This window comes from Phenylobacterium sp. (genome assembly GCF_030698145.1).
Classification (GTDB): domain Bacteria; phylum Pseudomonadota; class Alphaproteobacteria; order Caulobacterales; family Caulobacteraceae; genus Phenylobacterium.
On sequence record NZ_JAUYNW010000086.1, the window covers coordinates 15,475 to 34,571 of the forward strand.

Here is a 19,097-nt window from a genome sequence, read left to right on the forward strand (position 1 = left end):
CCCCGCCATGACCCGCCTCGACACCACCCGCGTCATCCGTCCCGCCACGGGCACGACCCTCACCGCCAAGAGCTGGCTCACCGAAGCGCCGCTGCGGATGCTGATGAACAACCTGCACCCCGACGTGGCCGAGCGCCCGGAGGAGCTGGTGGTCTATGGCGGCATCGGCCGGGCGGCGCGGGACTGGGAGAGCTTCGACAAGATCGTCGAGACCCTGCGCCGATTGGAGGACGACGAGACCTTGCTGGTCCAGTCGGGCAAGCCGGTGGGGGTGTTTCGGACCCACGCCGACGCGCCGCGGGTGCTGATCGCCAACTCCAACCTGGTGCCGCGCTGGGCGACCTGGGAGCATTTCAACGAGCTCGATCGCAAGGGCCTGGCCATGTACGGCCAGATGACCGCCGGCTCGTGGATCTATATCGGCGCCCAGGGCATCGTGCAGGGCACCTACGAGACCTTCGTGGAGATGGGCCGCCAGCACTATGGCGGCGACCTCTCCGGCCGCTGGCTGCTGACCGCGGGCCTGGGCGGCATGGGCGGGGCCCAGCCGCTGGCCGCGGTGATGGCCGGGGCCTCGTGCCTGGCCATCGAGTGCAACCCGGCCAGCATCGCCATGCGTCTGCGCACCGGCTATCTCGACCGATCCACCGAGGACCTCGACGAGGCCCTGGCCTGGATCGAACAGTCCTGCCGCGACAAGACCCCGATCTCGGTGGGCCTGCTCGGCAACGCCGCCGAACTGCTGCCGCTGATGTTCGAGCGCGGGGTGCGGCCCGACCTGCTCACCGACCAGACCTCAGCCCACGACCCGATCAACGGCTACCTGCCCAAGGGCTGGAGCCTGGAGCGGTGGGCGGCCATGCGCGACCAGGACCCCAAGCAGGTGGAGGAAGCCGCGCGAGCTTCGATGGCCGAGCACGTCCAGTCGATGCTGGATTTCCAGGCGGTGGGCGTGCCGACCGTCGACTACGGCAACAACATCCGCCAGATGGCCAAGGAGGAAGGCGTGACCAACGCCTTCAACTTCCCGGGATTCGTGCCGGCCTATATCCGCCCGCTGTTCTGCCGCGGGATCGGGCCGTTCCGCTGGGCGGCGCTGTCGGGGGACCCGGAGGATATCTTCAAGACCGACGCCAAGGTCAAGGAACTGATCCCCGACAACGCCCACCTGCACAACTGGCTCGACATGGCCGCCAAGCGGATCAAGTTTCAAGGCCTGCCGGCGCGGATCTGCTGGGTGGGTCTCGGGGACCGCCATCGCCTGGGCCTGGCCTTCAACGAGATGGTGGCCTCGGGCGAGCTGAAGGCCCCGGTGGTGATCGGCCGCGACCACCTGGACTCAGGCTCCGTCGCCTCGCCCAACCGCGAGACCGAGGCCATGCGCGACGGCTCCGACGCGGTCTCCGACTGGCCGCTGCTCAACGCCCTGCTGAACACCGCCTCAGGCGCCACCTGGGTGTCGCTGCACCATGGCGGCGGGGTGGGCATGGGCTTCTCGCAGCACGCCGGCATGGTCATCGTCGCCGACGGCACCCCGGCGGCGGCCAAGCGGCTTGAGCGCGTGCTGTGGAACGACCCGGCCAGCGGGGTCATGCGCCATGCCGATGCGGGCTACGACATCGCGCTGGCGGTCGCCCGCGAGAAGGGGCTCGACCTGCCGGGCATCCTACCGTGAGCGTCCAGGTCCTGCGCGCCGCCGACCGGATCGCGACGCCGTGGAAGAACGGCGGCGGGGTCACCCGCGAACTGGCGGTCTCCCCGCCCGACGCGGACATGGAGACCTTCGACTGGCGGATCAGCGTCGCCGACGTGACGCAGGGCGGCCCGTTCTCGGCCTTCCCCGGGATCGACCGTGTGCTGACGGTGATCGAGGGCGCGGGCCTTTCCCTGTCCATCGACGGCCGGGCGGCGGTGATGCTCGACGCCGCTTCGCCGCCCCTGCCCTTTCCCGGCGAGGCGCGCTGCGAGGCGAGCCTGCGCCTAGGCGCGATCAGCGACCTCAATGTCATGGTCCGGCGCGGTGCGTGGCGGGCCCACGTGCGGCGCCGTTCGCTGGACGCCGGAGACGCCCTCACAGGGGCGGCGACCCAGACCCTGATGTTCGCCCTGGAGCCTGTCACAGCCGGCTGGCCCGGCGGCGAGGCCAGGCTGGAACGCGAGGACGCCTTGCTGGTCCCGAGCGGGACCCCGGTGACCTTCGCCGGGGCGGTGCGGCTGATCCTCGCCGAGATCGATACCTAGTCCACCGGCACGGTGTAGTTCAGGGCCAGCCGGCCGCCGTCCGGATAGATGGTCTGGCCGGTCATGTAGGAGGAGTCCTCGCTGGCCAGGAACACTGCCACGCGACCGATCTCCTCGGGCTGGCCGAAGCGCTTCAGCGGCGTGCGCTGCAGGACCCTGCGGCGCGCGTCGTCGTTCTCCATCACGCCCTTCAGGATGTCGGTGACGATGGTGCCCGGCCCGATGGCGTTGACCCGGATACCGTGGGGGGCGAGGCCCAGCGCCATGGCCTTGGTGAGTTGGCCGATGCCGCCCTTGGAGGTCACGTAGGCGATCTGGTTCGGGATCGCCATGATCGCGTTGATCGAGGACATGTTGATGATCGCGCCCTTGATCTTGGCGTCGACCATGTGGCGCGCGACGGTCTGGCCGATCACGAAAGGCGCGCGCAGGTTGATGGCCAGCACCCGGTCGAAGTCCTCAAGCTCGGCGTCGAGGATGTCGCCCGGGGCCAGAACCCCGGCGTTGTTCACCAGGATGTCGATGCGCCCCATCAGCGCCGCGGCCTTGATCACGCCGGCCCGCGCCGCATCGGCGTCGGCGACGTCGCAGGCCAGGGCGTGGACCTTGCGGCCCGAGCGCTTGGCCAGGTCGGCCGCCGCGGCGGTGACGCGCGGGCCGTCGATGTCCATGAGGACCATGTCGCAGCCCTCCTTGGCGAAGGCCTCGGCGCAGCCGAGGCCAATGCCGCCCGCCGCCCCGGTGATCAGGGCGCAGCGGCCTTCCAGCCGGCCGCTCACCAGGCGCCTACGTTCTGCATGGAGGTCCAGGGTTCGGCCGGAGCCTTGGCCGGTCCGGCCTGCAGCAGTTCGATGGAAATGCCGTCCGGCGAGCGGATGAAGGCCATGCGTCCGTCCCGGGGCGGCCGGTTGATCGTCACGCCGCCATCGGCCAGGCGCTGGCAAGTCTCGTAGATGTCGTCGACCGCATAGGCCAAGTGTCCGAAATTGCGCCCGCCGCCGTAGTCCTCGGCGTCCCAGTTGTAGGTCAACTCCACGGTCGGAGCCTTGCGCTCAGCCGCAGCCTCCCGATCGCCGGGGGCGCAGAGGAAGACCAGGGTGAAGCGTCCGCCCGGATTCTCGTTACGCGAGACCTCAACGAGACCGAGCTTCTCGCAGTAGAAGTCAAGCGAAGCGTCAAGATCGGCCACGCGGACCATGGTGTGTAGATACTTCACGACGTGAGCTCCCTTTGAACACTCGGCGCGTGGTGTGCCGTTAGGTTAAGGTCTACGCAAGGCTGTGCTGCGAACCTATGGCGTCAAGGGCACAATATCCGCCGAGCCGCCGACCTGTCCGCGATTTCATTTGCGCTCGGAGAACGGTGGCATAACAAGACGGCGCAACCTATTTGGTGAGCTGGGGCGTGCGGCCGGTTGGGACGGTCGCTTCTTTGCTGCTGCGCTCGGGGAAACGGCTGGATGCGCTTAAAACCACAGTACCTATTCGCCTTGATCCTGATCGGCGCGCTGATCCTGGCCTTCGCGGTCGGGACGGTGATCAACGCCACGGGCAAGGCGGGCAAGGCGGAAGCCAAGACCGCGGCCTCGACCAAGGCCGCCGACCCCACGGTCCAGGCGGTGCTGACGCCCGAGGTCGCCAGGGCCTATTCGGTCACCATTCGTGGCCGGACGGAATCGGCGCGCAGCGTCGTCGTCAAGTCCGAGACCGCCGGCGTGGTCGCCGCGACCCCCGCGGTCGAAGGTTCCTTGGTGCGCAAGGGCGCGGTGCTCTGTCGCCTGAACATCGACGCCCGCCAAGCCACTCTCGACCAAGCCCGCGCCACGCTCCGCTCGCGCGAACTGCAGCACAAGGCCTCCACCGAACTGGCGGCCAAGGGCTACCGCTCCCAGACCCAGCTCCTGCAGGACCAGGCCAATCTGGACGCCGCCTCGGCCGTCGTCCGGCAGGCCGAGATCGGCGTCGAGCAGATGAACATCCGCGCGCCCTTCAACGGCGTGTTCGACAAGCGCGAGGCCGAGATCGGCACCTACCTGTCGCCGGGCCAGGCCTGCGGCACGATGATCGAGCTCAATCCGCTGCTGATCGTCGGCGACCTGCCCGAGACCGAGGCCTCGAAGGTTAGGGTCGGCGCGAACGCCACCGCCCAGCTCACCTCGGGCGAGGCGCTGTCGGGCCGGGTCCGCTACGCCGCGCGCGAAGCCGACGCCCAGACCCGCACCTATCGGGTGGAGGTCACCGCCAGCAACCCGAACCTGATCCGCTCGGGCCTCTCGGCCTCGGTGAAGATCGGCTCCGGCGTCGGGCCCGCCCATTTGGTCCCGCTGTCCTCGCTGGTGCTGGACGCCAAGGGCCGTCAGGGCGTGCGCTATGTGCTGGACGACAACCGCGTGGCCTTCTCCCCGGTCGCGGTGCTGGAAGAGACTCCGCAGGGCATCTGGGTGACGGGTCTGCAAGGCCCCGTCCGCATAATCACCGTCGGCCAGTCTTATGTGGCCGAGGGTCAAAAGGTTCGCGTGGGCGTCGCGCGCTAGGCGCCGGCGTCCCTAGGAGACACGGCAGATGATGGGCCCCCTGATCGACGGCGCAATCAAACGGCGCAAGGTCGTGCTGGCTGTCACCTTGATCGCCAGCATCTTCGGGCTCTTCGCCTATCTGGCGATGCCGCGTGAATCCAATCCGAACATCGACTTCCCGTTCATCTCGGTGGTCGTGCCCTATCCGGGCGTGAGTCCGGAGGACGCCGAGCGTCTGCTCGTGCGCCCGCTCGAGACCGAGTTGCAGAGCATCGAAGGCATCAAAGAGATGAACGCGGTCGCCCGCCAGAGCATGGCGATCGTGAACCTCGAGTTCGAAGCCGACTTCGACAAGGACAAGGCCCTGGGCGAGGTCCGCGCCAAGGTCGACCTGGCGCGCGGCGAGTTCCCGCCGGACGCCGAAGAGCCGATCATCGAGGAAGCCAACTTCACCGGCGAGCCGATCATCGGCATCGTGCTGTCGGGCGGCGCGCCCGAGCGCACCCTGTTCCAGATCGCCCGCTCGCTGCAGGACCGCCTGGAAAGCGCGCCCGGCGTGCTGGAGGTCTACCTGAACGGCGGCCGCGAGGAGTTTCTCGAGGTCACCATCGACCCCGCGCGGATGGAGGCGGCAAACGTCTCCACCGGCGAACTCGCCCAGGTGATCGGCCGCAACAACCAGCTCGTCCCCGCCGGCAATCTGGAGTCCACCACCGGCAAGTTCGCGGTGAAGGTGCCCGGCGTCGTCGAGAAGCCGGAGGACATCCTCGCCCTCCCGATCAAGAAGAACGGCGACCGCCTGATCACGGTGGGCGACATCGGCGACGTGCGCCGGACGTTCAAGGAAGCCACCCTCATCACCCGGTTCAACGGCCAGCCCGCCTTCTCGGTGGACGTGGCCAAGCGGTCGGGGGCCAACATCCTCGACACCGTGAAAGAGGTGCGAAAGGTCGTCACCGAGGAGCAGAAGCGTTGGCCTGAAACGGTCAAGGCGAGCTACATCTTCGACGAAAGCGACTTCATCGGGCGCACCCTGGTGGTGCTCGAGAGCGGCCTGCTGACGGCCACCATCCTGGTCATGCTGATCATCGTGACGACCCTGGGCATCCGTCAGGGCCTGATGGTCGGCGCGGCGATCCCGGCCTGCTTCCTGCTGGCCTTCCTGATGCTCAACGCCATGGGTGTCACCCTGAACCAGATGGTGATGTTCGGCCTGGTGCTGGCGGTCGGCATCCTGGTCGACGGCGGCATCGTGGTGGTGGAATACGCCGATCGGAAGATGGCCGAGGGCATGCCCAAGGAGGAGGCCTTCGCCGCCGCCGCCAAGCGCATGTTCTGGCCGGTGCTGAACGGCACGCTCACCACGCTCTGCGCCTTCCTGCCCTTCCTGTTCTGGAACTCGATCCCCGGCAAGTTCATGAGCTTCCTGCCCATGACCCTGTTCTATGTGCTGGGCGCCTCGATCTTCATCGCGCTGATCTTCACCCCGGCGCTGGGCTCGATCTTCGGCCGCAAGGCCGCGGTGGACGCCGAGCACCTGGCCGAGATCGAGAAGTCCGAGCGGGGCGACCCGCGCGAGATGAAGGGCTTCATGGGCGCCTATGCTCGCATGATCGACGTGCTGGGCCGCCATCCTGGCCGGACCTGCCTGGCCACGCTCGGCATCATCGTCGCCGTGGTGTTCGCCTTCGGCGCGGCCAAGAAGCCCTCCGAGTTCTTCCTGCAACAGGACCCGGAATGGGTGAACGTCTTCGTCAAGGCGCGCGGCAACCTCTCGCCCCAGGCCCAGGACATCCTGGTCAAGCAGGTCGAGAGCCGCCTGGCGGGCGTCAAGGGCGTGAACTCGATCTTCACCCGCACGGGTTCCGGCAGCCCGGGCGGCGGGCCGAACTCCCCGCCCAACGACACCATCGGGCGCCTGAACCTCGACTTCGCCGAGTACGAGGAGCGCCAGGCCCTGGGACTGGTGGGCAAGGACATCGCCAACGAGGTCCGCAGGCGCGTCACCAACATCCCCGGCATCGAGGTCGAGGTGCGCGAGCCTCAGGGCGGCCCGCCGACCGGCAAGGACGTGCAGGTCGAACTGCGCGGCCAGGATCCGGTGGCGCTGAACGCCGCGGCCAACATGATCAAGGCCAAACTGGCCACCGACCGCCAGCTCTATGAGCTGGAGGACAACCGCACCTCGCCGGGCATCGAATGGAACCTGGCGGTCGACCGCGAGGCGGCCGGACGCTACGGCGTCGACGTGCTCTCGGTCGGCCAGGCGATCCAGTTCGTGACTGGGGGCGTGCTGGTGGGCCGCTTCCGCCCCGACGACGCCGACGACGAGCTCGACATCCGTGTCCGCTTCCCCCCCGAGGCGCGCGACGTGGCCGCCTTCGACACCCTGAAGATCCCGACCGCCAATGGGCCGGTGCCGGCGAGCTACTTCATCAAGCAGCTTCCGGCCCAGCAGGTGACCACGATCCAGCGGCGCGACGGCCAGCGGCTAGTGGTCGTCCAGGCCAACACCATCGAGGGCGTGGCCGCCAACCAGAAGATCGAGGAACTGCGGCCCTGGCTGGAGAAGGCCAATATCGACCCCTCCGTCCGCTGGAAGTTCACCGGCGCCGACGAAGAGGGCCGCGAGGCCGCGGTGTTCTTCATGACCGCCATGGCCGTGTCGCTGTTCCTGATGGGCGTGATCCTGCTCTGGCAGTTCAACTCCTTCTACGGCGTGCTGGTGACGCTCTCGGCCGTGGCCCTCTCCACCGTGGGCGTGTTGTTGGGCGTGGTGATCAATGTCGCCCACACCTTCGACTACATCTCGGTGATCATGCTGGGGACCGGGGTCGTGGCCTTGGCCGGGGTCGTCGTGGGCCACAACATCGTGCTGGTGGACACCTACTACCAGCTGCGGCGCCAGGGCTTCCCGGCCGACGAGGCCGCGGTCCGCTCGGCCGCCCAGCGGTTCCGCCCGGTGATGCTGACCACCCTGGTGACGGTGGTGGGCCTGCTGCCGCTGATGTTCCAGGTGCACCCGAACTTCCATGGCATGCACATGGAGTACAAGGCGCCCGGTTCGGAATGGTGGGTGCAGCTCTCCGGCGCCGTGGTCTGGGGCCTGTCCTTCGCCACCCTGCTGACCCTGATCCTGACGCCGGTCCTGCTTGCCGCGCCCAAGGTGGCCTCACGCCGGTTCGCGTGGGCCTGGGCCCGCACCGGCGGCAAGGTGTTCAAGGCCCGCCAGAAGCCCGACCGCGAGCGTTCGGTGGTGTTCGGCGACGAAACCCTGCCCAAGGCCGCGGAGTAGACTTGTCCCTTCTCCCCTTGCGGGAGAAGGTGGCCTTGCGGAGCAAGGTCGGATGAGGGGTCTCTCAGGACTCGCCGGCTAGCGGCGGTGCAGAGAGGCGGCTTGTGACCATTTCACCGCGCACGTTGAGGAGCGCCGCAGAGATCGAGCGCCGCCTCCAGATGTTGAAATTGCCACACATGGTTCCCCTTGCCCGCTGGGTTGAGACCTTGCGGGCGCGATATCCGAATGAGGAATTTCCCGACTTCGATCCGCTCGGCGGCGGAGTTGGAGCGGAGGTGTTGTTCATTCTGGAGAAACCTGGCCCCAAGACCTCCCGTGCTGGCGGTGGATCTGGCTTCATCTCCGTCAACAATGATGACGCCACGGCGGAAGCTAGCTGCCGGTTCCTAGACGAGGCGGGAATTGTTCAAGCGCGGACCTGTCACTGGAACCTGATTTCAGGCTGGAATCGTACAATCGCCTACAAGACGGAAGATTGGCGGGCCGGAATGCCCCTGCTGTTTGAGTTGCTTGGCCTGATGCCGCGCATAGGTGTTATCGTACTCGTTGGCAGCGTGGCGCAACGCGCTGACGAGGCGCTACGCCAGGCCGGCTATGAAGTTGTGCGCTCAGCTCATCCATCCCCGAAGGTGCGAAACATGAATCGCATCATGTGGGACTCGATACCTCACCAATGGGCCATAGCGTCTCTGCTGGCTAGCGGACCTAAGTCTGACCTGAAGAACTAGGGCGACGCCGCATGGCGTTCGGATAGGGCTTTCGACCCCTCATCCGACCCCGCCCTCGCGGGGCCACCTTCTCCCACAAGGGGAGAAGGCCATCGTGGGGCAATCGACAGTGGGGCTTCAGTTCAATCCCTTCAAACCTCGCGGGTCTGACGCCGCCAGAGCGCGGCGTATTCGCCGGCGTTTTCCAGCAGTTCCGCGTGGCGGCCCTGCTCAACGATGCGGCCGCGGCGCAGGACCAGGATCAGGTCGGCATCGACCACGGTCGAGAGCCGGTGGGCGATCACCAGGGTGGTGCGTCCGGTCCTGACCTTGCGCAGGGTGGCCTGGATCGCCTCCTCGGTGGGGCCGTCCAGGGCGCTGGTGGCCTCGTCCAGCACCAGGAACCGCGGATTGGCCAGCAGGGCGCGGGCGATGCCCACCCGCTGGCGCTCGCCGCCCGACAGCTTCAGGCCGCGCTCGCCCACCAGGGTCGCCATGCCGTCTGGCAGGCCATCGATGAAGGCGCCCAGTTCGGCGGCCTCCGCGGCGTCGCGGACCTGCTCGGCCGAGGCCTCGGGCCGGGCGAAGGCGATATTGACGGCGATGGTGTCGTTGAACAGCGCCACGTCCTGCGGCACCAGGGCCACGGCCCCACGCAGGGCCGACTGCTTCACCTGGCGCAGGTCCACCCCGTCCAGGGTGATCCGCCCACTGCCCGGATCGATCAGCCGCAAGGCCAAACGCACCGCCGTGGTCTTGCCCGCTCCTGAGGGGCCGACCAGGGCCACGGTGGCGCCTGGCGCGGCGCGGAAGCTCACCCCGATCAGGCCGGTGGACCGCGCGTCGTGGCGAAACTCCACGTCCTCGAACACGATCTCCGCGCCTCGGCCGGTCGCGGGGGGCAGGTCGCGGGCATCCGGAGCGTCAACGATGTCGGGCCGCAGAGCCGTCAGCGCCACCATCTGCTCCATGTCGATGAAGGCCTGGCGGATCTCTCGGTAATTGAAGCCCAGCATGTTCAGGGGGCCGTAGATGCCGATCAGCAGCAAGATGGCCATGGTGACGTCGCCGATCCGCATGCGGCCTTCCAGCACCTCGTAGCCGGCCATGACGGTCATCAGGGCCAGACCGATGTTCAGCACCACCGACTGGATGGCGTTGAGCATGGAGAGCGACGTGTTGGCCTTCACCCCCGCCCGCACATAGTCGCCCATCGCCGCCTCGTAGCGGCCGACGGTGCGGCCCTCCGAACCAAAGGTCTTGACCGTCTCGTAGTTCAGCAAGGCGTCCACCGAGAGGCCGGCGGTGCGGCTGTCGGCCTCGTTGAGCTCACGGCGGTGAGCGAGGCGCCAGTCGGTGATCTTGAAGGTCAGCACCGTGTAGAAGACGATGGTCACGAAGGCGGTGGCCGCGAAGCGCCAGTCCAGCCGCGTGGCCATGACGATCATGGCCAGGACCAGCTCGATGGCCGTGGGCCCGAGGTTGAACACCACGCTGCGCATCAGGAAGTCGGTGGAGCGCGCGCCGCGATCGATGATCCGCGCCATGCTGCCGGTCTGCTTGCCCTGGTGGAAATCCAGCGACAGGGCCAGCGCATGGGCGAAGGTCTCGGTGGCCGCCTTGGCCATGGTCGACTGGCTGACCACCGTGAAGATGGCGTCTCGGGCGTATGGCGCGCAGGCGGCGAGCAGGCGCAGGCCCACGAAGGCCAGCGCGAAGGCCGCGAAACCGACGCCGGCCTCAGCGACCGGGGCCCCCGCCCCGGGCGCCAGGGTGTTGATCGCCTCGCCCAGGGCCACGGGCGCCCCGACCCCGGCCAGCTTGCCCAGGAACACCAGTCCCAGGGACGCGGAGACCCGCCACTTCAGGCCGGGCGCGCCCGAGCGCATGACCAACCGGCCCAGGTCGGCCATCGAGCGCCAGAAATCGAACTTGACCGAGGCCGGCGAGATCGCGCCCGGCGTGGCGAAGCCGCGCGTCGGGCTGGGGTGGGCGAAGGTCAAGGCGTCGGGCTCATTTCAGCAACAGGGTGGATTGGGCGCCGCCGCCCGGGGTCATCCAGTCGACCCGCAGGCCGGAACCGACCTGGGTCGCACGGAACGGTCCGTTGGCCAGGGCGGCGGCGGAGGTCGCCTCGATGGTCACGGCGTCCTCGGTGGCGTCACCGAACACGTCGACCTGGTGTGGGCCCGGCGGCAGGGGCTGGGTGAGGGCGATGGCGTAGCGGCCGCCGGAATCGGCGCGGCCGTCGGCGGTCTGGCGCCCGTCGATATGGACGCTGAGCGCCGCCCCGGCCGGGGCGCGGCCGGAGACCACCGCCCCACCCTCCCGGTCGAAATCCACCGCGTCCAGCCCGTTGGCGCCCCGTGGGCGGATACGCAGGGCCCCGGCGCCGGCGCGCAGCAGCACCGCCTCGCCCTGCGAGGTGATCAGCAGGTAGCCCTCGCCCTGGATCGTCTGGGGGCCGCTGGCCGCCGACAGGCCGTAGATGCGCGCCTCGGCCGAGGCCGGCAGCGTCAGGCTCCAGGCGCCCTTGGGGTCGGCGGCGGCGAAGACGGCGTCACCGGCGGGCGTCGCCAGGCGCACCCGCGAACCGGCCGGCGCGGCGCCCGAGAGCCGCAGCGCCTGGCCCTGCGCGCGCACCGCGCGCACCGTCGGCGGGGCCAGGTAGGCGGCCTCGGCGGGCGCCTGGGACGCCTTGCCCGGCACGATGCCCGGCGCTGTCCCCTCGCCGCACCCAGCGAGCGGGAGCGTCAGAGCTGCGACGATAAGAATCGGGGCGCACGACACGGCTTGCTTGAAACTCCTTAACCCGGATCATAGCTAATTGGACCTTCCGGGCGCATCCGCAAGCGCGCCCTGAATGGAATGTTCTCCTGGAGCGTATGCGAATGGGCCTGGCGCCCGCCAACCTCGAATCCGTCTGTGTCTTCTGCGGCTCCTCCGACGCCGCCGACCCGCCGCTGCTGGCCGATGCGGCGCGGCTGGGACGCGGCCTGGCCGCCGCCGACCTGACCCTGATCTATGGCGGCGGCGGCGTCGGGCTGATGGGCGCTTGCGCCATCGCCGCCCACGAGGCCGGCGGCAGGGTGCTGGGCGTCATCCCGCACTTCCTGAAGGAGAAAGAACGCCGCCTGGACGTGGTGGAGACGGTCGTCGTCAGCTCCATGCACGAACGCAAACAGATCATGTTCGAACGCTCGGACGCCTTCGTGGTGCTGCCGGGCGGCATCGGCACCCTGGAAGAGGTCGTTGAGCTGCTGTCCTGGCGGCGCCTGGACCTGCACGCCAAGCCGGTGGTGTTCTTCAGCCCCAATGGCTTCTGGGAGCCGCTGTTCCAGCTCTTCCAGCACACGGTCGACCACCAACTGACCCCGGCCTCCTTCATGCAGAGCTGGATCTCGGTCGAAAGGATCGAGGATGTCATCCCCGCCCTGGTCGGCGCGCCCGGCGACATTCAGACCCCGGCCGTCGCCGCCCGGATGACCTAGGCGCCGCGCTCCAGCAGGATCACGTCGTCGTGGTAGTTGGTCCGCGCGAATTCCCGGAACCCCGCCTTGGCCGCCACGCGTAGCGAGGGCGCGTTTTCCGGACTGATCATGCAGACGGTGCGGCCGGTAGCGAACCGCTGGTCGGCCCAGGCCAGCGCCGCGTTCACCGCCTCGGTGGCGTAGCCCCTGCCGTGGGCCGCGGGCGACAGCACCCAGCCCATTTCCGGCGCATCCCCGAACGACGGCGACATTTGGCGCTTGAAGTCGGCGAAGCCCACCTCGCCGACGAACCGTCCGCCCGCCTTCTCGCGCACCGTCCAGAACCCGTAGTCCATCTGGTCCCAATGGCCGATGTAGCGCAGCAGGCGCGACCAGACCTCGTCCACGGCCGCGGGCTTGCCGCCGATGTAGCGGGTGACCTCAGCGTCGCCCCACATGGCGAAGCACTCGTCCAGGTCGGCCTTCACATGGCCGCGCAGGATCAGGCGCTCGGTCTCGATGACGGGGGCGGCGCTCACACCTTGGTGACCTGGTCGCGGAAGCCGTTGACAATCGGATAGCGGCGGTCGCGGCCGAAGGCCCGGGCCCCCAGCTTCACGCCCGGCGCGGCCTGACGGCGTTTGTATTCGGAATTGTAGAGCAGGCGCTGGATGCGCTCGACGGTGGCCGGGGCGTAGCCGCGCGCGACGATCTCGTCGAGGGTCGCCTCCTCCTCCACCAGCCCATGCAGGATGGCGTCCAGCTCGGCGTATTCGGGCAGGCTGTCCTGGTCCTTCTGGTCGGGCCGCAGCTCGGCCGACGGTGCCTTGGTCAGGATGCGCTGCGGGATCGGATCGACCGCCACGCCATAGGGGTCGTTGGCGTTGCGCCATTCGCAGACCGCGTAGACGTCGGTCTTGTAGAGGTCCTTCAGCACGTTGTAGCCGCCGCACATGTCGCCGTAGAGGGTGGCGTAGCCGACGGCCATCTCGGACTTGTTGCCGGTGGTGAGCAGCATCAGGCCAAGCTTGTTGGAGAGCGCCATCAGCGACAGCCCGCGCGCGCGCGCCTGGATGTTCTCCTCGGTGAGGTCGGGCGCGCGGTTCCCGAAGTGCGGCGTCAGCATCTCGGCGAATGCGTCCACGGCCGGGGCGATAGAGATCTCGTCCAGCCGGCAACCGATCTGTTTCGCGCAGGCCTCGGCGTCCTCCAGGCTTTCGCGGCTGGTGTATTTCGAGGGCAGCATGAAGCAGCGGACGTTCTCAGGTCCCAGCGCGTCGGCCGCCACGATGGCGCTGATCGCCGAGTCGACGCCTCCGGAAAGGCCAAGCAAAACACCGGTAAAGCCAGACTTCCTAACGTAATCTCTTAGGCCCATCACCATGGCGCGGTAGACCTCTTCCGCCCCGGTCGGCCAGGCGCCCATCGGAGCCTCGACACAGGTCCAGCCGGCAGGGCCCTTCTCCCAGGTGGAGATCCCCAGGGCCTCGTCGAACATGGGCAGGCGCATGACCACCTCGCCCTTGGCCGACAGGGCGAAGGAGCTACCGTCGAACACCAGTTCATCCTGGCCGCCCACCTCGTTGACATAGACCAACGGCAGGCCGGTCTCAGCCACCCGGGCCTTGGCCACGTCCATCCGCTCGTCGTCGGCGCTGCGGCGATAGGGCGAGCCGTTCGGGACCAGCAGGATCTCCGCGCCGCGGGCCTTGAGGTCGGCGCAGACCCCGGGCTTCCAGATGTCCTCGCAGACAGGGACGCCGATCTTGACGCCCTTCCACTCGAAGACCTCGGGATGGTCGCCGGGCTCGAACACCCGCTTCTCGTCGAAGACCCCGTAGTTGGGCAGGTCGCACTTGAACGCCAGGCCCTTGATCTGGCCCTCGGCCAGGAAGGCCAGCGCGTTGCGCGGCCGCGAGGCGGCGTCCCTGCCCGGCCAGATCACCCCGATCAGGGCCGCGGGCCCGTCCTTGGTCTCCTGGGCCAGGCGCTCGACCGCGGCCTTGCCAGCGGCCCAGAAGGCGGGCTTCAGGGCCAGGTCTTCCGGCGGATAGCCGTTGAGGAACAGCTCCGAGAACAGCGCGATATCGGCGCCGGCCGCCCGAGCCTGCGCCAGACGCTCACGGGCCAGGGCCTCGTTATGAGCGATGGCCCCCACGGTGGGATTGGCTTGGACGGCGGCGATGACGAGGCGAGTGGACATGGCAGACATTTAGCGTCGCCGTCAGCGGACCGCTACTGGCCATGACGCCCGGTCGCACAAGGCGTTCCCGCGAGACTGCGGCCTGGTTATCACGGGATGGCTGTCGGATAGCGCGGCCCGCCCGCGTCCTAGGGGCGTAACTCGCAAATGACGGAGAGATCCCCTTGGCCGCCCAAGCCGCTCAAGCCGCCCCCGCCGCCCCCGCCGACGAAAACCGCGACCTGGTCCTGACCCGGATCATCGACGCCTCGCCCGAGGCTCTGTTCCGCTGCTGGACCACGCCCGAACTGATGAAGCAGTGGTTCGCGCCCAAGCCCTTCACCGTCCCGGTGGCCAAGACGGACCTCCGCGCCGGCGGCGCCAGCCTGGTCGTCATGCGCGACCCCGATGGGAACGACTATCCGAACCCTGGTGTCTATCTGGAAGTCGTCCCCAACAAGAAGATCGTCTTCACCGACGCCTTCACGGAGGCGTGGGCCCCGTCGCAGAAGCCCTTCATGGTGGCGATCGTCACCTTCGAGGACCTGGGCGGCGGCAAGACCCGCTACACCGCCACGGCGCGCCACTGGACGGCGGCCGACCGCGAGACTCACGAGCAGATGGGTTTCCACGAAGGCTGGGGCGTCTGCGCCGACCAGCTCGCGGCCTTGGCCGCCACGCTCTGACGCGGCGGTCGAACGAGAAAACCCTCCCCTTGTGGGGAGGGTCAATCCTCAGTCGTCACGATGGACCCGCTCGCGGCGCTCGTGGCGTTCCTGCGCCTCGAGACCCAGCGTGGCGATCGGACGGGCTTCCAGACGGGCGACCCCGATGGGTTCGCCGGTGTCTTCGCAATACCCGTACGAATTGTCCTCGATCCGGCGCAGGGCCTCGTCGATCTTGGCGATCAACTTTCGTTGACGATCGCGCGTGCGCAGCTCCAGAGCCCTGTCGGTCTCGGAGGTCGCCCGGTCCGCGAGGTCCGGATGATTCTCGGTTTCGCTTTGGAGATGGACGAGGGTCTCGCGGGATTCCCGCAGGATGTCCTCTTTCCAATTCAACAGCTTCTGCTTGAAATACTCAAGCTGAAGCTCGTTCATGAACTCCTCGTCCTCGGAAGGACGATACTCAGGCTTGTCGGCCAACATTACCGCCGTGCTCATAGACGCCTCACGCCCCCTGGGATACCACCCCGACAACACGCGGGGCGCTTATACCAAAACAAAAACGGCTTTCAACGCACCTCTCTCGTCACGCGCGTTTAAGACGAAGAATTCGCGCGTTCGAGTTTGGCGAGTTCGACCGCCGCCCTCACCTCGATCTCGTCAAGAACGCCCTCCAGGCGCTCGTCGTCGACGCCCTGGCGTTGATCGCGCACCGCCGCGCTCAACCGCTCCAGTTCGCCCGCCGAGACCTCGCCGGACAGCACGCCCAGCTTGACCTCGTCCAGAATATCCAAAATCCGTCCAGCCCGGCCAACGGCCCGCCGGCGACGCTCCATCGGTCCGCCGACGTCCTGCAAGGCGAGCAGAGCATCGACGCTCATCACCCCGCCCAAGGCGCTGGCGCGCGCTACCTGCGCGGGTCCCGCGGGCGCGGCGGGCTCGGGGACGCGGAAGCCATCCCCACCGGCCGGACGCGCTTTGCCGGGGCCTTTCGCCGATCCGACGCCACTCGTGCCACTGACCTTCATGGAGGCCCTTTACCGACGTTTCGCGACTCAGTCTCGCTCCGCATGTTTAGGGTATGGTTAATGCCGGGCAATTTCTGCCGCCAGGCCGTGCGACGCGCCGCCGCAGCGGCGGCGCCCTCTTTGTTTTCATTGGGTTTCATCTGAGACTTCGACTGGCACGCCCCTCGCATGGGAGCGTATGGGCTCAAGGGCCCGCTTTGCGTCGGGATCCCATGCGTCGAACCTTCCGTTTCTTCAGCGCCGCCCTTCTGGCCGCCACGCTCACCGCGGGGCCCGCCTTAGCCGGTTCGCGGATCAAGGACATTGTCGAGTTCGAGGGCGTCCGCGAGAACATGCTGGTGGGCTACGGCCTGGTGGTCGGCCTGAACGGCACCGGCGACAGCCTGCGCAACGCGCCCTTCACCAAGCAAAGCCTGGAGGCGATGCTGGAGCGCCTGGGAGTCAACACCCGCGACGCCAACCTCAACACCAAGAACGTGGCCGCGGTCATGGTCACCGCCAAGCTGCCGGCTTTCGTGGCCGCGGGCTCGCCCATCGACGCCAGCGTCTCGGCCCTGGGCGACGCCAAGAGCCTGCAGGGCGGCACCCTGCTGGTCACCCCCCTGCTCGGCGCCGACGGCCAGGCCTATGCGGTCGGCCAGGGCACGGTGCAGACCGGCTCGATCTCGGCTGGCGGCGCCTCGGGCTCGTCGGTCTCCAAGGGCGTGCCCACGGCTGGGCGGATCGCCGCCGGCGCCATCGTCGAGCGCGAGATCGGCTTCCAGCTCGCCACCATGGGCTCGATGCGGCTCACCCTGCGCAATCCCGACTTCAGCACGGCCGGCAAGATCGCCGGTGTGATCAACGGCCGCTTCCCGGGTTCGGCGCGGGCCGACAACCCCACAATCGTCACGGTGGCCGCCCCCGGCGGCCACGACATGGTCTCGTTCATCTCGCAGATCGAGAACCTGAGCGTCGAGCCTGATGGCCCGGCCAAGGTGGTCATCGACGAGATCGCCGGCGTCATCGTCATGGGCGAGAACGTGCGCGTCTCCACAGTGGCGATAGCCCAGGGCAATCTGACCATCACGGTCCGCGAGAGCCCGGCGGTCAGCCAGCCCGCCCCCTTCAGCCGCGGCGAGACAACGGTCGTGCCGCAGTCCGACGTCTCTGTTGAGGAGGAGAAGGGCAAGCAGTTCGTCACCGTCAAGAACGGCGCCTCGCTCTCCAGCCTGGTGGCGGGCCTCAACGCCCTGGGCGTCACCCCGCGCGACATGATCTCCATCCTGCAGACCATCAAGGCCGCCGGGGCCCTGCAGGCCGACATCGAGGTGATGTGATGGCCGATCTCGCCGCCGCCGTCGTCCCGCCCGGCCTGACCGCAGGCGCGCCCGCCGCGATCAGCGCCGCCGAGCTCGCCAAGCGCGGCCAGATCGAGAAGACCGCCAAGGACTTCGAGGCCTCGTTCCTCTCGGTGATGGTCAACCAGATGTTCTCCGGCGTCTCGACCGAGGCCCCGTTCGGCGGCGGCCACGGCGAGGCGATGTTCAAGTCGTTCCTCTCCGACGCCATCGCCAAGCAGATGGTCAAGTCGGGCGGCGTGGGCGTGTCCGACAGCGTCGCCCAGGAAATGTTGAAGCTTCAGGGTTTGAGTTAGGAGACCGCGCCATGGCGCTCGCAGCCACCGACGCCGGCGATCGCGTCGGCCAACTGATCATGCTGACCGAGCGGCTCACCGAGCTGATCGCGCTGGAGGCGCTCGCCTTCGAGCAGCGCCGGCCGCAGGACGCCGCAGTCCATATCGAGGAAACCTCGAAACTGGCCAACCTCTACCGCCACGAGTCGGCGCGGGTACGGGCCGATCCCAGCATGGTCGCCAGCGCTCCGTTGGCCCAGCGCACCAGGCTGATCCGCGCGACGGAGGCCTTCGACGCCGTGCTCGCCCGCCAGGGTCGCGCCCTGGACGCCGCCAAGACCATCACCGAGGGCCTGGTCCGCGCCATCGCCGACGAAGTCGCCGCCCAGCGCAAGACCGGTACGGGCTACGGCGCCGGCGCCATGCCCAGCGCGCCCGGCTCGGCCACCTCGATCACGCTGAACAAGCGCGCCTAGAACTGGCGTGGACGAAGCTTGGTCTCACATCGCGACCGCGAGCTGACCGCAGCATCCGCCGCTAATCCTTCGCCGCGTCAGCCTTGATCAGGGCGTCCAGGGTGTCCAGATGCACGCTCCAGAACTTCTGGTAGAAGCTGAGCCACGCATTGGCGTCGGCCAGGGGCTCGGCCTCGATCCGGCAGACGTGCGAGCGGCCCTGCACCCGGCGCTTCAGCAGCCCCGCGCCTTCCAGGACGCGCACGTGCTTCGAGGCCGCGGCGAAGGACATGTCGAAGGGCGCGGCCAGTTCGCCGATGTTGCGCTCACCCCCGGCGAGGCTGCGCAACATGGCGCGGCGGGTCGGATCGGCCAGGGCGTGGAACACCCCGTCCAGGGCGGGCGATTCTTGCAGGACCATGCGGTTTTCTATCGCCTCGGCGGCCCCAATTCAACCTTTGGGTTCAATGTCGAACCTGCCCCTAGGGCAGTTCACGAATTCTCGATTCCTTGTTTAAACGCTTGTTTGACTCCCAAGGCCGCGCTTAAACTTGCCCCATCACCGGGCCGTTCCGGTGAAACGCGTTCTCAGGGCGGGGTGAAAGTCCCCACCGGCGGTGATGGCGCTCCCCTCGTAAGGGTGGATCGCACAAGCCCGCGGGCGCCTGGCTGGCCGAGAGGCTCGTCAGGGACAGCAGATCCGGTGCGAACCCGGGGCCGACGGTTAGAGTCCGGTTATGAGAACCGCTGACGGCAGGACTCCAAGCGCATCCGCGCCCGGAGTCGGTCGACGGCGTCTCCCTGAGTCGTGGTTCCAACCCCGATCAGGGAACTGACCATGACCCAAGTCACCTACGAACTCCCCACCGCCAACGGCGCCTTCCGCCAGGCCCGCATCGCCTTCATCCAGGCGGGCTGGCA

General features: G+C 68.2%; 19 protein-coding genes and 1 riboswitch. Of the genes, 10 read left to right on the forward strand and 9 right to left on the reverse strand.

Annotation, left to right across the window (positions count from 1 at the left end; all coding sequences use genetic code 11):
* The first annotated feature begins 7 nt into the window (after positions 1–7).
* Together hutU and Q8Q77_RS12935 are read left to right on the forward strand one after the other, a co-directional pair.
* Positions 8–1,675 (forward strand): urocanate hydratase, encoded by a 1,668-nt coding sequence (gene hutU, locus Q8Q77_RS12930; protein WP_305583992.1) that lies wholly within the window; start codon positions 8–10, stop codon positions 1,673–1,675.
* Entirely contained in the window at positions 1,672–2,241 is a 570-nt protein-coding gene (locus Q8Q77_RS12935; RefSeq protein WP_305583993.1) for a HutD family protein, read from the forward strand. The genes hutU and Q8Q77_RS12935 overlap by 4 nt, the downstream gene beginning before the upstream one ends.
* Here the strand turns inward: Q8Q77_RS12935 and Q8Q77_RS12940 are convergent.
* Both Q8Q77_RS12940 and Q8Q77_RS12945 read right to left on the reverse strand, forming a co-directional pair.
* Positions 2,238–3,020: an SDR family NAD(P)-dependent oxidoreductase gene (locus tag Q8Q77_RS12940; protein ID WP_305583995.1), complete on the reverse strand. Its 783-nt coding sequence runs from the start codon at positions 3,018–3,020 to the stop codon at positions 2,238–2,240. The genes Q8Q77_RS12935 and Q8Q77_RS12940 overlap by 4 nt on opposite strands.
* Entirely contained in the window at positions 3,017–3,457 is a 441-nt protein-coding gene (locus Q8Q77_RS12945; RefSeq protein ID WP_305583996.1) for a VOC family protein, read from the reverse strand. The genes Q8Q77_RS12940 and Q8Q77_RS12945 overlap by 4 nt, the downstream gene beginning before the upstream one ends.
* Positions 3,458–3,700: 243 nt before the next feature.
* On the opposite strand from Q8Q77_RS12945, the gene Q8Q77_RS12950 reads away from it, so the two are divergent.
* The 3 genes from Q8Q77_RS12950 to Q8Q77_RS12960 all read left to right on the forward strand — a co-directional run bounded on the left by Q8Q77_RS12950 (position 3,701) and on the right by Q8Q77_RS12960 (position 8,782).
* Positions 3,701–4,774: an efflux RND transporter periplasmic adaptor subunit gene (locus Q8Q77_RS12950; RefSeq protein WP_305583997.1), complete on the forward strand. Its 1,074-nt coding sequence runs from the start codon at positions 3,701–3,703 to the stop codon at positions 4,772–4,774.
* A 28-nt stretch (positions 4,775–4,802) separates the two neighbouring features.
* On the forward strand, positions 4,803–8,051 hold the full coding sequence (locus Q8Q77_RS12955; protein ID WP_305583999.1) for an efflux RND transporter permease subunit: 3,249 nt from the start codon (positions 4,803–4,805) through the stop codon (positions 8,049–8,051).
* 104 nt (positions 8,052–8,155) lie between these two features.
* Positions 8,156–8,782 (forward strand): uracil-DNA glycosylase, encoded by a 627-nt coding sequence (locus Q8Q77_RS12960; protein ID WP_305584000.1) that lies wholly within the window; start codon positions 8,156–8,158, stop codon positions 8,780–8,782.
* Positions 8,783–8,913: 131 nt separating this feature from the next.
* Here the strand turns inward: Q8Q77_RS12960 and Q8Q77_RS12965 are convergent, their stop codons facing one another.
* Together Q8Q77_RS12965 and Q8Q77_RS12970 are read right to left on the reverse strand one after the other, a co-directional pair.
* Positions 8,914–10,674 (reverse strand): ABC transporter ATP-binding protein/permease, encoded by a 1,761-nt coding sequence (locus Q8Q77_RS12965; RefSeq protein ID WP_305584013.1) that lies wholly within the window; start codon positions 10,672–10,674, stop codon positions 8,914–8,916.
* A gap of 100 nt (positions 10,675–10,774) precedes the next feature.
* Positions 10,775–11,551, reverse strand: a complete 777-nt coding sequence (locus Q8Q77_RS12970) for a hypothetical protein (protein WP_305584001.1) — start codon at positions 11,549–11,551, stop codon at positions 10,775–10,777.
* Between the two features lie 101 nt (positions 11,552–11,652).
* On the opposite strand from Q8Q77_RS12970, the gene Q8Q77_RS12975 reads away from it, so the two are divergent.
* The gene (locus tag Q8Q77_RS12975) at positions 11,653–12,252 is read left to right on the forward strand and encodes a TIGR00730 family Rossman fold protein (RefSeq protein WP_305584002.1); all 600 of its coding nucleotides are present in this window, start codon (positions 11,653–11,655) and stop codon (positions 12,250–12,252) included.
* On the opposite strand, the gene Q8Q77_RS12980 is transcribed toward Q8Q77_RS12975, so the two are convergent.
* Both Q8Q77_RS12980 and Q8Q77_RS12985 read right to left on the reverse strand, forming a co-directional pair.
* Positions 12,249–12,770, reverse strand: coding sequence for a GNAT family N-acetyltransferase (locus tag Q8Q77_RS12980; RefSeq protein WP_305584003.1), 522 nt, complete (start codon positions 12,768–12,770; stop codon positions 12,249–12,251). The genes Q8Q77_RS12975 and Q8Q77_RS12980 overlap by 4 nt on opposite strands.
* Entirely contained in the window at positions 12,767–14,434 is a 1,668-nt protein-coding gene (locus Q8Q77_RS12985) for an NAD+ synthase (protein WP_305584004.1), read from the reverse strand. The genes Q8Q77_RS12980 and Q8Q77_RS12985 overlap by 4 nt, the downstream gene beginning before the upstream one ends.
* A 164-nt stretch (positions 14,435–14,598) precedes the next feature.
* Between Q8Q77_RS12985 and Q8Q77_RS12990 the strand changes: the two genes are divergently transcribed.
* Positions 14,599–15,099, forward strand: coding sequence for an SRPBCC family protein (locus tag Q8Q77_RS12990; RefSeq protein WP_305584005.1), 501 nt, complete (start codon positions 14,599–14,601; stop codon positions 15,097–15,099).
* Positions 15,100–15,147: 48 nt separating this feature from the next.
* Here the strand turns inward: Q8Q77_RS12990 and dksA are convergent, their stop codons facing one another.
* Together dksA and Q8Q77_RS13000 are read right to left on the reverse strand one after the other, a co-directional pair.
* The gene (gene dksA / locus Q8Q77_RS12995; protein ID WP_305584006.1) at positions 15,148–15,576 is read right to left on the reverse strand and encodes an RNA polymerase-binding protein DksA; all 429 of its coding nucleotides are present in this window, start codon (positions 15,574–15,576) and stop codon (positions 15,148–15,150) included.
* A gap of 98 nt (positions 15,577–15,674) precedes the next feature.
* Complete coding sequence (locus Q8Q77_RS13000) at positions 15,675–16,106, reverse strand: flagellar assembly protein FliX (RefSeq protein WP_305584007.1); 432 nt, start codon at positions 16,104–16,106, stop codon at positions 15,675–15,677.
* 212 nt (positions 16,107–16,318) lie between these two features.
* Here Q8Q77_RS13000 and Q8Q77_RS13005 point away from each other — a divergent pair, with 212 nt between their 5' ends.
* The 3 genes from Q8Q77_RS13005 to Q8Q77_RS13015 are packed head-to-tail and all read left to right on the forward strand — an operon-like array spanning position 16,319 to position 18,197.
* Complete coding sequence (locus tag Q8Q77_RS13005) at positions 16,319–17,425, forward strand: flagellar basal body P-ring protein FlgI (protein ID WP_305584008.1); 1,107 nt, start codon at positions 16,319–16,321, stop codon at positions 17,423–17,425.
* The gene (locus tag Q8Q77_RS13010; protein ID WP_305584009.1) at positions 17,425–17,742 is read left to right on the forward strand and encodes a rod-binding protein; all 318 of its coding nucleotides are present in this window, start codon (positions 17,425–17,427) and stop codon (positions 17,740–17,742) included. The genes Q8Q77_RS13005 and Q8Q77_RS13010 overlap by 1 nt, the downstream gene beginning before the upstream one ends.
* Before the next feature lie 11 nt (positions 17,743–17,753).
* Complete coding sequence (locus Q8Q77_RS13015) at positions 17,754–18,197, forward strand: flagellar basal body protein (RefSeq protein ID WP_305584010.1); 444 nt, start codon at positions 17,754–17,756, stop codon at positions 18,195–18,197.
* Positions 18,198–18,258: 61 nt separating this feature from the next.
* On the opposite strand, the gene Q8Q77_RS13020 is transcribed toward Q8Q77_RS13015, so the two are convergent.
* Entirely contained in the window at positions 18,259–18,597 is a 339-nt protein-coding gene (locus Q8Q77_RS13020) for a helix-turn-helix transcriptional regulator (protein ID WP_305584011.1), read from the reverse strand.
* 159 nt (positions 18,598–18,756) lie between these two features.
* A riboswitch (FMN riboswitch) is annotated at positions 18,757–18,925 on the forward strand.
* The last annotated feature ends 172 nt before the right edge of the window (positions 18,926–19,097 follow it).